Origin of the sequence: Desulfosarcina sp., from assembly GCF_033791525.1 — a bacterium.
Lineage (GTDB): Bacteria > Desulfobacterota > Desulfobacteria > Desulfobacterales > Desulfosarcinaceae > Desulfosarcina.
In genome coordinates, this window is sequence record NZ_JASJGN010000265.1 from 1 (window position 1) to 15,221 (window position 15,221).

At 56.6% G+C, this 15,221-nt stretch carries 17 protein-coding genes; 3 read left to right on the top strand and 14 right to left on the bottom strand.

What is annotated here, in order from left to right:
• From QNK41_RS13295 to QNK41_RS13360, 14 genes are all read right to left on the bottom strand, one after another.
• The coding region (locus tag QNK41_RS13295) for a (Fe-S)-binding protein (RefSeq protein ID WP_319257700.1) at positions 1–523 on the bottom strand (523 nt) is incomplete at its 3' end.
• 20 nt (positions 524–543) lie between these two features.
• Positions 544–1,116 (bottom strand): electron transport complex protein RnfA, encoded by a 573-nt coding sequence (locus QNK41_RS13300; RefSeq protein WP_319257702.1) that lies wholly within the window; start codon positions 1,114–1,116, stop codon positions 544–546.
• 20 nt (positions 1,117–1,136) lie between these two features.
• Positions 1,137–1,760 carry an electron transport complex subunit E gene (locus tag QNK41_RS13305; protein ID WP_319257704.1) on the bottom strand — a complete coding sequence of 208 codons (624 nt, stop codon included), beginning with the start codon at positions 1,758–1,760 and terminating at the stop codon, positions 1,137–1,139.
• Between the two features lie 13 nt (positions 1,761–1,773).
• Entirely contained in the window at positions 1,774–2,367 is a 594-nt protein-coding gene (gene rnfG / locus QNK41_RS13310; RefSeq protein ID WP_319257706.1) for an RnfABCDGE type electron transport complex subunit G, read from the bottom strand.
• 1 nt (position 2,368) lies between these two features.
• Complete coding sequence (locus QNK41_RS13315) at positions 2,369–3,331, bottom strand: RnfABCDGE type electron transport complex subunit D (protein WP_319257708.1); 963 nt, start codon at positions 3,329–3,331, stop codon at positions 2,369–2,371.
• Positions 3,321–4,604 carry a 4Fe-4S dicluster domain-containing protein gene (locus QNK41_RS13320; protein WP_319257709.1) on the bottom strand — a complete coding sequence of 428 codons (1,284 nt, stop codon included), beginning with the start codon at positions 4,602–4,604 and terminating at the stop codon, positions 3,321–3,323. The genes QNK41_RS13315 and QNK41_RS13320 overlap by 11 nt, the downstream gene beginning before the upstream one ends.
• A 74-nt stretch (positions 4,605–4,678) precedes the next feature.
• The gene (locus QNK41_RS13325; RefSeq protein ID WP_319257711.1) at positions 4,679–5,125 is read right to left on the bottom strand and encodes a cytochrome c3 family protein; all 447 of its coding nucleotides are present in this window, start codon (positions 5,123–5,125) and stop codon (positions 4,679–4,681) included.
• Between the two features lie 298 nt (positions 5,126–5,423).
• Entirely contained in the window at positions 5,424–6,977 is a 1,554-nt protein-coding gene (locus tag QNK41_RS13330) for an ASKHA domain-containing protein (RefSeq protein WP_319257713.1), read from the bottom strand.
• Between the two features lie 428 nt (positions 6,978–7,405).
• Positions 7,406–8,161 (bottom strand): NAD-dependent deacylase, encoded by a 756-nt coding sequence (locus tag QNK41_RS13335; protein WP_319257715.1) that lies wholly within the window; start codon positions 8,159–8,161, stop codon positions 7,406–7,408.
• 93 nt (positions 8,162–8,254) lie between these two features.
• Positions 8,255–9,094: an MBL fold metallo-hydrolase gene (locus tag QNK41_RS13340; protein ID WP_319257717.1), complete on the bottom strand. Its 840-nt coding sequence runs from the start codon at positions 9,092–9,094 to the stop codon at positions 8,255–8,257.
• Between the two features lie 25 nt (positions 9,095–9,119).
• Entirely contained in the window at positions 9,120–9,953 is an 834-nt protein-coding gene (locus QNK41_RS13345; protein WP_319257719.1) for a 50S ribosomal protein L11 methyltransferase, read from the bottom strand.
• A gap of 13 nt (positions 9,954–9,966) precedes the next feature.
• A complete protein-coding gene (locus tag QNK41_RS13350; RefSeq protein ID WP_319257722.1) occupies positions 9,967–10,644 on the bottom strand; it encodes a CBS domain-containing protein in 678 nt (225 codons plus the stop codon).
• Positions 10,645–10,674: 30 nt separating this feature from the next.
• Positions 10,675–11,625, bottom strand: a complete 951-nt coding sequence (locus QNK41_RS13355; RefSeq protein ID WP_319257724.1) for a histone deacetylase — start codon at positions 11,623–11,625, stop codon at positions 10,675–10,677.
• Between the two features lie 27 nt (positions 11,626–11,652).
• On the bottom strand, positions 11,653–12,402 hold the full coding sequence (locus tag QNK41_RS13360) for an AAA family ATPase (RefSeq protein WP_319257726.1): 750 nt from the start codon (positions 12,400–12,402) through the stop codon (positions 11,653–11,655).
• Positions 12,403–12,824: 422 nt separating this feature from the next.
• On the opposite strand from QNK41_RS13360, the gene QNK41_RS13365 reads away from it, so the two are divergent.
• The 3 genes from QNK41_RS13365 to QNK41_RS13375 all read left to right on the top strand — a co-directional run.
• Positions 12,825–13,142 carry a hypothetical protein gene (locus tag QNK41_RS13365; protein ID WP_319257728.1) on the top strand — a complete coding sequence of 106 codons (318 nt, stop codon included), beginning with the start codon at positions 12,825–12,827 and terminating at the stop codon, positions 13,140–13,142.
• A gap of 10 nt (positions 13,143–13,152) precedes the next feature.
• A complete protein-coding gene (locus QNK41_RS13370) occupies positions 13,153–14,850 on the top strand; it encodes an AarF/ABC1/UbiB kinase family protein (protein WP_319257730.1) in 1,698 nt (565 codons plus the stop codon).
• Between the two features lie 145 nt (positions 14,851–14,995).
• Positions 14,996–15,221, top strand: a 226-nt coding sequence (locus QNK41_RS13375) for a hypothetical protein (RefSeq protein ID WP_319257732.1), incomplete at its 3' end; no start/stop codon positions are given.

Here is a 15,221-nt window from a genome sequence, read left to right on the forward strand (position 1 = left end):
TTTGACAGGCGCCGCAGCCCACACACTTGAATTCGTCGATGACCGGAAACCCCTTCGGGCCCATGTGGATGGCATCGAATTGACAGGATTGGACGCAATCGCCCATTCCCATGCAACCGATGGAGCAGACCCGTTTGCCCCCGTAAAGAGCGGTCATGGCCGCGCAGGTCATGGCGCCGTTATAAATGAAATTGTCCTCGGCGCGGTCACCGCCGCTGCATGAGTTGAGGGATTTCAGGGGCTCGGCTGTACCCGGATCCACACCCATCACGCCGGCGATATTGATGGCCGCTTCCAAGTCGGCGACCACACAGACGCCGGGGCCGGCCTTGCCTTCAACGACACCCACGGCCGCCGCACTGCACCCGGCAAAGCCGCAGCCACCGCAGTTGGCGCCTGCCATGAAATATTCCACTTCGGCGATGCGCGGATCTTCATAGACGTAGAAGACTTTGGAGGCAACACTGAGGATAATACCGCAGGTTGCGCCAATGCCCAGCATAACAAGAATAGCGATGGTCACGAAAACCTCCTTGATTCAATCTACACCATGCCGCGAAAGGCATAGAAGCTCAGTGAAATAACGCCGGCAGTGATCAGGGCGATGGAGGTGTCCTGCAACGGTTTGGGCACGCGGGCCAGCAGGATGCGTTCGCGCAGCCCTGCGAAAATGATCAGCGCCAGGCCGAAACCGGCAGCATATCCGAAGGATGTGACCAGGGCCGGCACGAAACCAAGCTCCTTGTCGATGTTGAGCACGCAGACACCGAACACGGCGCAGTTGGTCGTGATCAACGGCAGAAAAATGCCCAGCCCGGCATAAAGGGCCGGGATGCTTTTTTTCAGGAACATCTCTACGAATTGCACCAGGGACGCAATCACCAGGATAAAGGCGATGGTTCGCAGGAATACCAGGTTGTTGGGCAACAGCAAGTAGTTAAAGATCAGCCAGGTCATGGCACCGGCCATGACCAGGACGAAGATGACGGCCATGGCCATGCCCATAGCGGTTTCCATCTTCTTGGAGGTTCCCAAAAACGGGCAGTTGCCCAAGAACTGCGCCAGCAGGATGTTGTTGACAAAAATGGTGGCGATGATGATTTCGATATATTCCATGGTAGCTTAACTCCTCGAAGCTATTTGCTGGGGATCAGGTTCATCGCACAGAGCAATAATCCCAGGATCACAAACGCGCCTGGCGCCTGGACGGCAAAGCCGAACGGTTCGAAAGCGGCACCGAAGAAATTGGGGACGTCCCAATGGATCAGCCCGAACACGTCTCCTTTCAGGGAGCCGGTTCCGATCAGTTCACGCACGGCGCCCAGCAGACCCAACGCCCAGGTGAATCCGAGACCGATCCCCAGACCGTCGGCGGTCGATTTGAGAACACCGTTTTTCGAGGCGAATGCCTCGGCGCGGCCCAGAACGATACAGTTGACCACGATCAGCGGGATAAACACGCCAAGGTCTAAAAAGAGGGTGTAGGCAAAGGCCTGCATCATCTGTTCGACCACGATGACGAAGGTGGCGATGATGATAATGAAGCAGGCGATGCGCACCTTGGCGGGGATGACCTTCCTCAGCAGACTGACCAAAATGTTGGAGCAAAGCAGGACGAAGGTGGTGGCCAGCCCCATGCCGATGCCGTTTTTCATGGAAGTGGTCACGCCCAGTACCGGACAGAGGCCGAGAACCAGCCGGAACGGCGGGACCTCTTTCCAGAGGCCTTTGGTAAATTCAGAAGCGAACGATTTGGCCATTGAGTAAACTCCTTTATTTGCCTATGCCTTTGATTTGTTCTTCCAGCTGCGGTTTCAGCCTGTTGTATGTCTCGACGGCTTGATTGATCCCGCTGCAAACGGCTCGTGAGGTGATCGTGGCGCCGCTCAGGGCACTGATCTGGCCGCCGTCATTGGTGACGCCGAAGGGGCTGGTGATGGCTTTGCCCGCGAATTGGGCGGCAAAACTGGGATCATTTTTGGCCCTGGCGCCCAGGCCTGGGGTCTCTTTGTGAGTGGTAACAGCGATACCGCGCAGGGAATCATCCGCCATGTTGATTGCCACCACCATACCGACCTTGTCGCCATACCCGTTGGCACTGGCTTCCACCACGACCGTATCGGCTGCACCACCGAATACGCCCACGAAGATATTGCGTTCTTGGTCACCGTCGGTGATCTTGAATCGGTCTTCCACGGGGTCGTTGTCGGCCGCTTCCAGGATCTGTCGGATGGCGGGCCCTTTGACCAGGTTCATCACATTGTTTTCAATCTTGGGTTTGGCCCATTCCTCCAGCCCTTTCAAGCCGCCGCCTGAAATGACACTGAGAATGGTCAAAACCACAACCATTTTGATCATTTCACCCATGTCACGCCACCTTTCCAATTGCCTTGGGTCTGATCTTATCGACCAGCGGATTTATCAGATTGATCAGGAGAATAGCGAAGATCACGCCATCCACATAGGCGCCGATGTTGCGGATCAGGACGGTCATAACACCGCCAAGCGCGCCGTAAATGAGCATGGGAATGAAGTTGACCGGTGAAGATGAGGATTCGGTGGCCAGGAAAAAGGCTCCCAGCAGCGTATACCCGGTGAGCAGGTGGAATGCCGGCGGGGCGTAGCGAACCGGATCGGACATGTTGAATAGCATGGCGCTGATGAAGACGCCGACGATAAAAGCGATGCTGATTTCCCAGCGGATGATTCCCCGAAGCATGAGGTAAATGCCGCCGATGGCGATGGCCAAACCACAGGAACTGCCCAGACCGCCCACCTGCCGTCCCATGAGCAGATCAATGGGATTGAGGTTCTCAACAGCCGCTGGGCCGAAGGCTTTCAGGGCGGCCAGCGGATCCGTTGTGGAAGGGAAGTCGAGTGAGAAGTTGACCAATGCGGCGTCGAAATCGAGATGGTTTTGGTAGGACACCATTAAAATGGCGATTGCAAGGGCCACCGGATTGAACGGGTTGGCACCGATGCCGCCAAATATCTGCATGCCGATGACGATGGCCAGGAAGGTGCCGATGAGGACGAGCCACCAAGGTGCCGATGCGGGAAGCACCATGGCGATCAGCAATCCGATCAGGGCCGCATTGCCGTTGCCTACGGTAATCGACCGTTTGCTGGCGTAATTGAACAGCAGTTCCCAGAGAATCGCCGAGGCAATGGCCAGGCTGATAACGCCCAGCGCAGGCGCTCCATAATAGGCGATTCCCACGCAAGCGGCGGGGAGGGCGGCGATCATGGTGTGGTAGCTTCGCTCGGGAACCCCGCTGCCGTCATGCCAGAACGGTGCGTGGGATACGATTAGCGTTTTCTTACTGTTCATTCAGCTCCTCCGCAGATGTGATCCGTCCTATTTCGTATTTTGCCAGTTTGATATACTGATAGATGGGAATGCGCGACACACAGACGTAACTGCACAGGCCGCACTCGATGCACGAGTATAGGTCGTAAAGGTCGGCGCCTTCGGTATACTGTCCGGCTTCCAGAAAGCGAACGAGCAGGTTCACCGGTACGTTGGCCGGGCAGATGCGCACGCAATCGCCGCAATTGATGCACGGATAGTCGCTGTATAAGGGAATGACGCTTTTGTCCTGAACTAGGATGGCGTCGGTACCCGGCCCGATGGGCAGGTCTTCGCTGTAGATGGCGTTGCCGGTCATTGGCCCGCCGAAAATAATCTTGTCCTGGTCGTTGACCTGCACGTCGAAGGTTTTGAGCAGCACGCCCACCGGTGTCCCCACCCGCGCCCGGGCCAGGTGCTTTGTTCCTTGCTTGTCGATGACGGCTACCGTCTTTTCAACGGGCAGGCTGCCGGACGAGAAAGCCTGGCCGATAGCGGCCACGGCTTCTGCACGGATGAAATGGACACCCATGGATGCCATGCCTTTTTCATCGGGCAGCCGCCCGGTCAGTTGGTGCAGAACCATGAGCGGCTGAGCATAGGGGTATTGGGATGAAACCGGTTGCATGCGGGCATCCAGATGGCCGGAGTAGTTCTGTACGCTCTCTTCCGGGATCACGATGACGATGTCCTCGATGCCCGTGGCTTTTCTCAGAATTTCGATGCCCGCGTTGACCGCTTCGGCGCTTTGTTTGAACAGATACAGGCTGGTATCGATGAGAATATCGGCATTGCCGCCGTAGATGACGATCGTGTGAACAGGGTTGCGTTCGTCCATCAACGGGCCGATGTCCGGCTCGCCGGGGCAGGTGGCCAGATAGCGGTTGAGGGTCTCTAAGGACGGCGCTTGCATGGCTTCGGCAAATTCAGTGTCCGGTGTATCGCTTCCTTCGGTTTTGATGGTGACGGCGGTCCATGCCCGTCCGAAATCGGCAAGGAAAGGGGCGATTTCGCAGATGGTGCCGGTCACCGACGAGATGGCGCAGATGTCGTCGCCTTCGTTGACCACCAGCCGCTGACCGGTTTTTACCGGTGTGCCCACTTTCAGGCTGCTGCTCGCACGCTTGAGTTCCTGCTTGATATAAAGGGTAACCGTTTCCGGTGTCGGGATGGCCACCGGATCGGCGACGGTGCCGGTGGCCAGTTCATAGTTGAAGCAAGGTTTGGACAGACCGAAGAATGATCGCTTTCGCATAGCTTAACCTTTTGTTAGGGCCGCGGTGAAAAATGATTACTTCCATACAGCTTCATCAACGCTGACTGCCTCGATTACAGGACGTGACATTGAGAGCAGTTTTCCGAGCCGGACGGCGGTCCTGCTTCAAACTGCTCATGACATTCGATGCACTGCTGGTGAAATGCATCCGCCCGTGCCGGCAGTTCCGAATCCTCAATGTCGCTCTCATCGTGGCAATCCAGACATCCTTCCGGCTTGGAACCGTCTTCGGCTGGTGCCTGGTGGCACTCACCACAGGCAATCAGTGCATTGTCGTCGTCGCTGGGATGGTGGTGGCAGTCAAAGCAGCTTGCCCCGTAACCGGATGCGGCGGAGTGGGTGTAATGATCAAAAAGGACTTTTCCGGCATTGGTCTGGTACATGATACGAATGGGTTCATCGGGCGCGTTGACCGGAAAGGCGGCATAGCAGATAATGCCGACAAGCAACAGGTGGATTGCCAGACCGTAAGCAAACAGCAACTGTTTCTTCGACGTCATGTGGTCTCGATCCTTTTTGGAGTTGGGTTGTAATGCACATGTGGGTAGAAAAAATCAAACCATCGACTATCATAATGCACAGAACCTTTCAAGGCTTTATTTGGTAGGAACCAACCTGCTGAAAAGAATACGGAATGAGTCGTTTCAAGCGGTGAGAAAATGGCCGGTTTGGGCCATTGGCCGTCGGGTCGGCCTGCCTCCCGGCGAAGTCGATGAATCGGCCAGATCGGTCGGAAGATCGGTCGGTTTCGGCAATCCGGCAGGTCATCAGGCGCGAAAACGGGGTGTTGACCGGCGGTTAACGGCCATCGGGCCATCGAACCGAAGGAAACCGGGAGGTGTCCGTGTGAGGAAGGAACTTGGCCGCGGAGAAGCGGTTCATAAAGTCCTGGTTCACGTTCAACTCCAAGTAGGTGATGCCGTCGCGGATTTGATTGACGCGGTCGAAGCACTCGGGATTTTCCAGCACCCTCGTGGCGCCGCCCAGCGAGCTGTTGCCCAGACTGTGGTAGCGCGCTAAGGGCAGGTCCGGGATCATGCCGATGGTGATGGCGGAGGCCGGATCAATGTAGGCGCCAAAGGTGCCGGCCACGAAAAAGGTTTCCAGATTCTGCTGCTGCATACCCACGCTGCCGGTGATGGTTTCAAGGATGGTGTACATGGCGGCCTTGGAGCGGACCAGACTGTCCAGATCTGCCTGGGTGACGCCAAGATCCTGGCCCGTGGCCGACTGGTCGGCGGTTACGAGGGTTAAATGCCCCAGCCCGTCTTTCAGTTTAAAACGATCCCCGCAGCGATCGGGCAGCAGTTTTCCGCGGATGTCGATCATTCCCGATCGGAACAGGGCTGCGGCCAGGTCGATGACACCGGAGCCGCAGATGCCCCGGGGCGGCTGATTGTCGATGGTGTGGATGTCAACCGCCATTGAATCCGGATCGATGGCGATTCGGTCGATGACTCCCGGGCCGGCCATGGTACCCATGCGTGTGACGCCACCTTCCAGCGCTGGGCCGGCCGCACCTGCGCAGGCCATCATCCATTTGCGGTTACCCAGGACCACTTCCGCATTGGTGCCTACATCCACCAGGATGGCTGTTTCGTCCCGCTGGTCCATGTCACAGTAAAGGATGCCTGCAATCAGGTCGCCGCCGAAGTAGCTGCCCACATTGGGAAAGATCAGCGCCCTTGCGGTGGGGTGAACGTGGATGCCCAGCTCGGCCGCGGTGATCACGCCGGGCCGGTTTACCGCCGGAATATATGGCTCCCGGATCATCCACCGGGGATTGAGGCCGATCAGCAGGTGGGTCATGGCCGTGTTGCCGGCCACTGACATCAGGTGGATGTTTGCGCGAGATATGCCGCATCCGTCGCACAGGACCTTCAATGCATCGTTGATGCCGTCGACAATGAGGCGATTGAGCCGGTTCAGGCCGTCGGGTTTTTCCACGTGGTGGATGCGGGCCAGCACATCCGGACCGACTGTGATCTGGGGGTTGTCGAACACCGATTCGCCCAGGTGAGCGCCTGTGGAAAGATCGATGATGCGCAGCACCACGCGGGTGGTGCCCAGATCAACGGCCAGGCCGCAAAGGGTGTCGGCGGTATCCGGTGCGGCCAGGTGGGCCAGGATACCGTTGCCGCCATCATCTTTGAACCATACGGCGGTGGCCCGAAAATTCCATTCCCGCAGCCGGGCGGGCAGCTGTTTCAAAAGCGCCAGATCCATGTGGACGGTCCGGATTCCCAGTGATTTTTTCAATGCCGCCGCCAGTCGGTCGGCATCGGCGGTGTTGTCCCCCAGGGAAGGAGGGGGCAGGGTGACCTTTTTTACCCAGCGGTTGTTATGCATCATGGCGTGTTCAAGGGTTTGGGGTTCAGTCGCTTAACATTCCAATTATCAATATTTGGAGAATTCAAAACGGCAATCAACTCCAGTTTTTGCCCTTTTTTGAGATTTGAGATTTGAACTTTGTAATTTATATGAACTTTGGTGCTTGCGATTTGTCGTTTCCGGTTTGTCGGGGTTCAGGGTTCAGAGCTCGGGATTGCTTGCGCCTGAGACAGCCACTGAGCTTCAGATGATCTATTAATAGAAATATTCCAAAATGTTACGTCCAATTCAACTCGCTGTATTATAATTTGGTTTTTTTTTAACCCCAAATCGCAAAAAAAGTCCAGGATTGATGGTTTGAGAGTTGAATGTCGAACTTCTGAACCCTGAACCGTTGAACCCCTGAACGCCTACGTTTTCATAGGGAGATAGTAGGGTGTCAATGGTTGTCAGGTGGAAGGCCCCCGCCGCCGGATGGCCTTCAGCAGGCGGGGCATGATGCTTCCGGCACCGCCCAGCAGTGGCAGATCGCTGATACGCGAGGTGAGCGGCGTGGGTTCAGGGTTGATCTCGATAATGACGGCGCCGTTGTCCTTGGCAATGAGTGGCATGGTGGCTGCCGGCTGAACCAAGGCTGAAGTGCCGATCACCAGCATGGCGTCGCAGGCCGCCGAGACCCGCTGGGAACGAATCAACGCGTCATGGGGGATCATCTCGCCGAAAAAGACACAATCCGGTCGAAGGATGCCTCCGCAGCTGCATCGTGGGGGCATCTGCGTCAGATCCACCTGTGAGGTTTTGATGCTCTGGTTGCAGTCCAGACAGGATTGCCAGGCAAAATTGCCGTGAAATTCAATGACGTCGCTGTTACCCGCCATCTGATGCAGGCCGTCTACATTCTGGGTAATGACGGTCTTCAGGATGCCCAGCCGTTCCAGATCGACCAGCCCGATATGTCCGGGGTTGGGTCGGGCTGTGTCCAGTACGGTCTTCATGTCCTTGATCAGCAGCTTCCACACGGTCTCCGGATCATCCAGAAATGCATCGATATGGGCGACTTTCATGGGATCGATCTTTTCCCACAGGCCGCCTTTGCCCCGGAAGGGTGGAATCCCGCTCTCCACGGAGATGCCGGCGCCGGTCAGGGCCACGGCGGATTTGGCTTTGGACAGAATGTCAGCGGCGTGTTCGATCGGTTCGATCATGGTGGTATTATTCAGTGCTAAGTTTGAAGTCGCAGGTTTAAGGGGAGGGCGTTCTGAATCGGCCTTATAATCAATCCTTAAAACTTAACACGTTTATAACGTAAAGGTCATGTCCGTGCCCACGGCGAAGCATTCCAGGGTCCGGCCTTTTTCGGTGATGATCTGCCGGCAGTGTTTCACGATCGCATCCATCTGGTCGTCTGTGCGTTCCTGGTTCAGGTGAAACAGGCCCAGGCGCTTGACCCCTGCCTCAAATGCCAGCCGCAGGGTGTCGGTGTAGGAGGAGTGCCCCCATTCGATGTGTTTACGGTACTCGGTTTGGGTGTACTCTCCGTCGTGAATCAGCAGATCCGCTCCGGTGCAGAATTCCACATAGTTCTTAAAGGGCAGCCCGCCGGGATGAACGAAATCCAGTTCATTGTCGGTGAGGAATACGAAGGTCTTCCCGTTTTCAATGAACTTGTAGCCCTTGCCGGTATTGGGATGACTGATGGGGATGGGCACCACGGTTGCCGACCCGATCTGAAACTCCGCCGGATGGCCTTCTTCCCAGACGATCTTCGCCTTGAGGTCCGAATATCGGACCGGGAAATTGGGCGGCGCCATCACCTTGGAAAACATGCTTTCCATGAACTTTTTGTTGAACGGTGCCCGGTGCATGTGAATTTCGGAGCGACTGAGAAACAGCGGCTTGAAGAAAGGGAACCCCATGAGGTGGTCCCAGTGGCCGTGGGTGAGCAGGAAGTTGTAGCGGTAACGGCCCTGATCGATGAGATGGTTGCCCAGCCGCCGGATGCCGGTGCCGGCATCCACGATAATGATGTCGTCACTGTCCGTGTGGATGTCTATGCAGGTGGTATCACCGCCGTACTTGATGTACTCTTTTCCGGAGACGGGTATGGACCCTCTGGAGCCCCAGCATGTGATGACCATGGTCAGTCCTTTTTATCTCCGCATGTCAATACGATGCACCGTAGAAGGTGTGCCAGATGCCGTCTTGATCCCATCGGCGAATAATTTCCACCGGAAGACCGGCCAGCGTCGATTCGATACGTGCGGCTTCACTGCGCATCAGCCCGGACAGAATGAAGCGCTTTTTCTTCAGGAAACCCGAGGTCCCAATCAGGTTTTTCATAACGTCGTAATGTATGTTGGTTACCACAAGGTCGCTCGGGAAGTCCATAAATTTCTCGGCATCTCCCTGTACCACGAGTATTCGCTCCGACAGGCCATTGAGCCTCACGTTCTTTTGCGCGGTGCGGGCGGCCAGAAGGGTCAGGTCCGCGGCAAGGACTTTCGGGCAGCCCATCCGGGCCGCCGCCAGGGCCAACAGGCCGGTACCCGTACCCAGGTCCAGGGCGCTTCGGAGGGGGGTGTCTTCGAAGGCCAGCTGGAGGGCTTCCAGACAGTCACGGGTGGTGGGGTGGGTGCCGGTGCCGAAAACGACGCCCGGGTCGAGGACGATCGTGGTAGCGGTGTTCTTCTTGTCCACCTTGAACCACGGGGGCGAGATGGCAAATCGGCCGATGCGGCAGGGCACGATGTCGCCGCCCTGCCACTGGTCATAGGTCATGTGGTAGTGGTCCAGCAGTTCCAGGCCCGCCAGACGGTTGACGGTCGTTTCCACCAGGGCCATGTTCGGATGAGTGAAAAAGAGAAAAGAGAATTCTCCCTCTTCCCAGCAGCCAATGTAGTGTTCCGGATCGAAATCCCGGCCTGGACGGAACCGTCCGGACAGGTAGTAGATGTAAAGGTCCTGGTAAGGACTGGCCTCAATGGCTGCGGGCTCCATTTTCGCTGATCGCCTATTGTTTTTTCGGCAGTCTGTCCAGGTACCAGTCCATGGGATTGATCAGCTTGTACCCCATCGTGGAAAGCTTTTTCTTGACCTTGGACACGTTGTTGGTGAGCAGGTAGGGAAATACCGCCCGTTTGCCCTCATCCCAGGTCCGGGCCACCAGAACGCTGCCGAATGAGATGTTCTCTTCGGTGATGGCATCCACGATCTTTTTCATCTGCCCGATTTTTTCTTCCACTTCGATGCCCACCAGGGTGCCGGGCTGGCCGATGCCCAGGACATTGATGAACGCCCGCAGCAGATCCCTCACGGACAAAATCCCTTGAAGCTCGCCCTTGTCGTCCACCACGGGAAAGGCCCCCACTTTTTCCTTTTGGATCATCAACAAGGCGTCCTGGATGGTGTACATGGGTGAAATGGTCTTGGGATTGCGGGTCATGATATCTGCCACCTTCAGGTGGGCCAGTTTTTCCCGCTCCCGGGCGATGCCTTTTTCCTTGATCAGGCTGTAGGGCATGACACTGCGGATATCCCGGTCAGTGACGATGCCGATCAGGCGGTTGTCGGCTTCCACGACGGGCAGGTGGCGAATACCGTTGGCCGCCATTTTTTCCTGGGCTTCAAAAACGGATGCATCCTTATCGATGGTGATGACTTGTGAAACCATGGATCGGCTGACAAACATATTATCCTCCAAACAATCAGTAGTTAGTTTTCATCCGTTGAGCAGAATCCTGACGTGGTTGGTGGCCAGTTCCCCCAGTCGATCCAGGCAATAACCCCCTTCCAGTACCGAAATCACCCGGCCGGCGGCATATTGGTTGCCCAATTTCATGATGTTTTCCAGAATCCAGGAATACCCTTCAGTGGAGAGGTTGACGTCAGACATGTCGTCGTCACGGTGACCGTCGAAGCCGGTGGAAACGATGATCACTTCCGGTTTGAACCGCTCAAAGGCCGGCAGCAGATCGCTTAGGATCAGCTGTTCGTAGACGTCGTCCCCCTGGCCGGGCAATACCAATGAATTCTTGGTAAACCCTTGACCGTCCCCTGCGCCTTCCTCAAATTCGCGGCCGGTTCCCGGAAAGGAGAAGGAGGGGTGCTGGTGAATGGAGTAGTAGAATACCGTGGGGTCCTTTTCGAAAATGTGCTGGGTGCCGTTGCCGTGGTGGACGTCGGAGTCAATGATGCCCACCCGCTGGATGCCGTGCTCCATCTGCAGGTAGCGGGCGGCGATGGCGACATTGTTGAAGTAGCAAAACCCCATGGCCTGATCCCGCTCGGCATGGTGGCCGGGAGGACGGACGGCGCAGAACGCGTTGTCCAGCTCACCTTCCATGATCCGCCGGGCGGTGTCCAGTATGCCCCCCACCGCCAAATAAGCGGTCTCGTAAGTGTCCACGCACATCTGGTTGTCGGGATAGTCGAAGGTGCGGTTTCCGGACAGACAGACCTCCTCGAAGCGACGGATGTATTTGGGGTCGTGGACGGTTTCAATCCACTTGAGGTCGGCACGAACCGCCGGAATGAGGGTCAACTGGTCCAGCAGTCCGGCTTCCTTGATGCCGTTGTACACCGCGATTAACCGGTCGGCCATTTCCGGGTGATAGGGTCCCGTGTCGTGAAGCAGATACCTGTTGTCATGCAAATAGCCGGTTCTCTTCATAGGCTTCCTCTTCCGGTGGGTCCGGGTCTAAGGGATGATTTTGTCGAAGATGGAATAGGCTGCATTCAGGGCCGGGTTGCCATCATCGATGTCGATGGTGGGGCGGCCGTCCATATCGAATTCGTACACCTGCTCATCATCCGGGATGACGCCGGCCAGTTCCAGGCCGTTGCTGTCGAGCATCTCCTTGACCACCTCGGCCGGATCGCTCTTGGCCTGGTTGATGATGAGGTAACTTTTTTCCACACCGATGTTCAGGTCCTTGGCCAGTTGGTGGATGCGCAGTCCCGCCTGCAGGCCCCGGCGGGAGGTGTCGGTGACGATGAGAAGGACATCCACGTTATTGGTGGTGAGCCGGCTCAGGTGCTCCATGCCCGCCTCGTTGTCCATGACCACGTAGGGATAATTGCCGGACAGGCGCTCCAGAAAACCGGTCAGCAGGGTGTTGGCAGCGCAGTAGCAGCCGGCCCCCTCGGGCTGGCCCATGACCACCAGGTCGAAGCCTTGCTGCTCCATGACGGCCTGCTCGAGTCGCATGGATATGAACACATCCTTGGTCATACCGCTGGGCACGATGCCCTTCTTCATTTCCTCGCGGGCGTTGCCCAGGGTATCGGTTACCTCAAGGCCCAGGATCTCGTTCAGGTTGGCATTGGCATCGGCATCGACGGCCAGCACCGGGGACTTGCCCCGGCTGACCAGGTATTTGATCAACATGCCGGAGACGGTGGTTTTTCCGGTCCCCCCTTTTCCGGCCATGGCGATGGATACTGGCATGATTGTGTGCTCCTTTATTCAGTTGAAATTTGTGTCCGGGCAGCCCATCACCGCCGGACGACCCACAAATCATTAAGCCAGTTGGGGAAAACAGTCAAGGAGAATGTCCGATGTGATTTTTCCTCGTCGACCGGCCTCTTCGGGTGTCGACATGCAGCTGTCATTCCCGGCAATCGGTTGGGTTGTCCCAATGGCGGATTGTCTGAATCTGTTGTAAAGCAAACACCTTGCTAAGACAGGGGCCTTGTGTTAAATTCGCGCTGTCGTTCCACCGAGCAGATGACGGCTCAACCGAGTTGGCTTGCCGATTCGCCCATATCCGTCATGACATCGCGCTTAGCATGTAGCAGCCGACGGAGACGGTGCCCTCGGTTGCCGGTTTAACTGCAACTTTTTCTTATTAATTAATGAAGGAGACACCGATGTTTGATTTGGTCAGAAAGAGCATGCTTGCCGGCGTTGGATTAGCCCTCAAGGCCTGGGACGAGGTGGAGGATCTGGCCAAGGAGGTGGCCGAGCAGAGTAAAATGACCGAAACCGAAGGTCGAAAGTTTGTCGACGACATTCAAAGCCGATACGAAGACGCCCAAAAGAAACTGGAAGAACGCGTGGAAAAGAGCGTCAAGGAACTGCTCAAGAAAGCCGACGTAGTGACCCAGGACGAGCTCAAGGGGTTGAAAAAAGAGATTCGTGACCTGAAGACGCTGATCAGCAGCCAGAGCGAAGCGGATACGTCTTGACGCGGCCTGAATGATTAGCATACGCAAAATTGGTGTGATCGGTCGCACCTATCGAAACCTGAACCGCTATCGGCAGATCCTGGCGGTTCTCTTCAAATACGGTTTCGAGGATATTGTCGAACTGCTCAAGATCGATCAGTACATCGAAATCGGGCTTCAGGTGATCTCCCGTAACCGTGGTGAACGCGTGGAGCGCCTCTCGCGGGCGGTGCGCGTGCGACTGGCCATTGAAGAGTTGGGACCCACCTACATCAAGATGGGCCAGATCCTCTCCACCCGCCCGGACCTGGTGCCCGTGGATTTCGTCCGCGAGCTGGCCAAGCTGCAGGACAAAGTTCCCGCCTTCCCCTTTGCTGACGTCCGCCGAATCATCTATGAAGAAACCGGCCGGCCGGCCGACGACCTGTTCGACCAGTTGGATCCGGAACCCCTGGCCTCAGCCTCCATCGGGCAGGTTCACCGGGCGCGCCTCAAAGACGGTGAGGATGTGGCCGTCAAGGTTCAACGGCCGGGGATCCGCAAGCTGGTGGAGGTGGATCTGGAGATCATGCTCCACCTGGCTACCCTGGCCGAGCGCCACATCGAAGAGATCGCCCACCACCGCCCGGTCAAGATCGTCGAAGAGTTTGCCCGATCCATCGAAAAGGAGATGGACTATACGCTGGAAGCCACCAGCATGGAACGCGTGGCCCGTTCCTTTCTGCACGATGAGACGGTTTACATTCCCAAGGTGTGTCGGGAGGAGACCACCGAACGTGTGCTGACCACCGAATTCGTGGACGGTATCAAGGTTTCCCTGCTGGACCGATTGGACGAGAAGGGCTACGATCGCCAGTTGATCACCCGCCGCGGTGCCGACATCCTGCTGACCCAGATTTTCGATCATGGATTCTTCCATGCCGACCCACACCCCGGCAATCTCTTCGTCCTGCCCAACAACGTGATCTGTCTGCTTGACTTCGGCATGATGGGTACCGTTGACCGCAACACCCGCGAGGCCTTCGTGGAACTGGTGGATGCCGTGGTGCGCCGCGACGAGCCACGGACCACCCAGGTGCTGCTCAAGCTGACCCTCTGGGACGATGAGCCCAACCTGCGCCTGCTGGGCAAGGACGTGGCCGACTTTCTGGGAGAGCATCTCTACAAGCCGCTCAAGGACATCCAGATCGGCAAACTGCTGCATCACCTGCTGGAGCTGGCCGCCCAGCACGGGCTGCGCCTCCCGCCCGAGATTTTTTTAATGATGAAGGCCCTAAGCACCGTCGAAGGGGTCGGCCTGATGCTGGATCCCGATTTCGACATGATCGCCCACGCCGAGCCCTTTATCCGGCAGGTCAAGCTCTCGCGTTTTTCCGCCGAACGCCTGGGCAGCGATGCAGTGAGCATCTTCGCCCAGTACATGGATTTCATCCAGGAGTTCCCCAAGGACCTGCTGGAGATCACCCGCACCATCCGCCAGAAGAAATTCACCTTCATGCTGGATCTGAAAAGCATGGAGAGCATGCTCGCCACCCACGATCAGATCAGCAACCGCATCTCTTTTTCGATCATCATCGCTGCACTGATCATCGGCTCGGCACTCATCGTCATCTCCAAGACCCCGCCACTTTTCTACGGCATCTCGCTGATCGGCATCATCGGTTTTCTGGCCGCCGCCCTTATGGGCATTTGGCTGCTGGTGGCGATTGTCAAGAAAGGCCGGCTCTAAGGGTCGCGGCAAGAAATAATTGTGCAAGATTGCGCCTTATTTTTCCTGCCACAAGTGATTCCGCCAGCAATGTTCATTCTATCCTGTCCGAAATAACTGGATTCATCATCAACAACCACGGCCCGAGGATTAGTGCTTTCACTGGATGTTGATTCACTATTGTGCTTCGCCTCGTTGGAGGCTTGATCGATTCTGCGATCGGATTGGGTTTTATAAAAAAACGAAATATCCGCTTGACAATCATAACGCACTGCATCATATTGTCGGCTATAACGCAATGCGTTATCAAGGGCAGCAGCCCAACGGGCTGCAAACAACGAGGCAGCCCACTACCAAACGGATAGAAAAACAAGGAGGTTTACCATGGCACA

What these genes read in the sequence shown, in the direction of transcription:
- QNK41_RS13300 (WP_319257702.1), bottom strand. Translation starts at nt 1,116, where the DNA reads ATGGAATATATCGAAATCATCATCGCCACCATTTTTGTCAACAACATC.
- QNK41_RS13305 (WP_319257704.1), bottom strand. Translation starts at nt 1,760, where the DNA reads ATGGCCAAATCGTTCGCTTCTGAATTTACCAAAGGCCTCTGGAAAGAG.
- rnfG (WP_319257706.1), bottom strand. Translation starts at nt 2,367, where the DNA reads ATGGGTGAAATGATCAAAATGGTTGTGGTTTTGACCATTCTCAGTGTC.
- QNK41_RS13315 (WP_319257708.1), bottom strand. Translation starts at nt 3,331, where the DNA reads ATGAACAGTAAGAAAACGCTAATCGTATCCCACGCACCGTTCTGGCAT.
- QNK41_RS13320 (WP_319257709.1), bottom strand. Translation starts at nt 4,604, where the DNA reads ATGCGAAAGCGATCATTCTTCGGTCTGTCCAAACCTTGCTTCAACTAT.
- QNK41_RS13325 (WP_319257711.1), bottom strand. Translation starts at nt 5,125, where the DNA reads ATGACGTCGAAGAAACAGTTGCTGTTTGCTTACGGTCTGGCAATCCAC.
- QNK41_RS13330 (WP_319257713.1), bottom strand. Translation starts at nt 6,977, where the DNA reads ATGATGCATAACAACCGCTGGGTAAAAAAGGTCACCCTGCCCCCTCCT.
- QNK41_RS13335 (WP_319257715.1), bottom strand. Translation starts at nt 8,161, where the DNA reads ATGATCGAACCGATCGAACACGCCGCTGACATTCTGTCCAAAGCCAAA.
- QNK41_RS13340 (WP_319257717.1), bottom strand. Translation starts at nt 9,094, where the DNA reads ATGGTCATCACATGCTGGGGCTCCAGAGGGTCCATACCCGTCTCCGGA.
- QNK41_RS13345 (WP_319257719.1), bottom strand. Translation starts at nt 9,953, where the DNA reads ATGGAGCCCGCAGCCATTGAGGCCAGTCCTTACCAGGACCTTTACATC.
- QNK41_RS13350 (WP_319257722.1), bottom strand. Translation starts at nt 10,644, where the DNA reads ATGTTTGTCAGCCGATCCATGGTTTCACAAGTCATCACCATCGATAAG.
- QNK41_RS13355 (WP_319257724.1), bottom strand. Translation starts at nt 11,625, where the DNA reads ATGAAGAGAACCGGCTATTTGCATGACAACAGGTATCTGCTTCACGAC.
- QNK41_RS13360 (WP_319257726.1), bottom strand. Translation starts at nt 12,402, where the DNA reads ATGCCAGTATCCATCGCCATGGCCGGAAAAGGGGGGACCGGAAAAACC.
- QNK41_RS13365 (WP_319257728.1), top strand. Translation starts at nt 12,825, where the DNA reads ATGTTTGATTTGGTCAGAAAGAGCATGCTTGCCGGCGTTGGATTAGCC.
- QNK41_RS13370 (WP_319257730.1), top strand. Translation starts at nt 13,153, where the DNA reads ATGATTAGCATACGCAAAATTGGTGTGATCGGTCGCACCTATCGAAAC.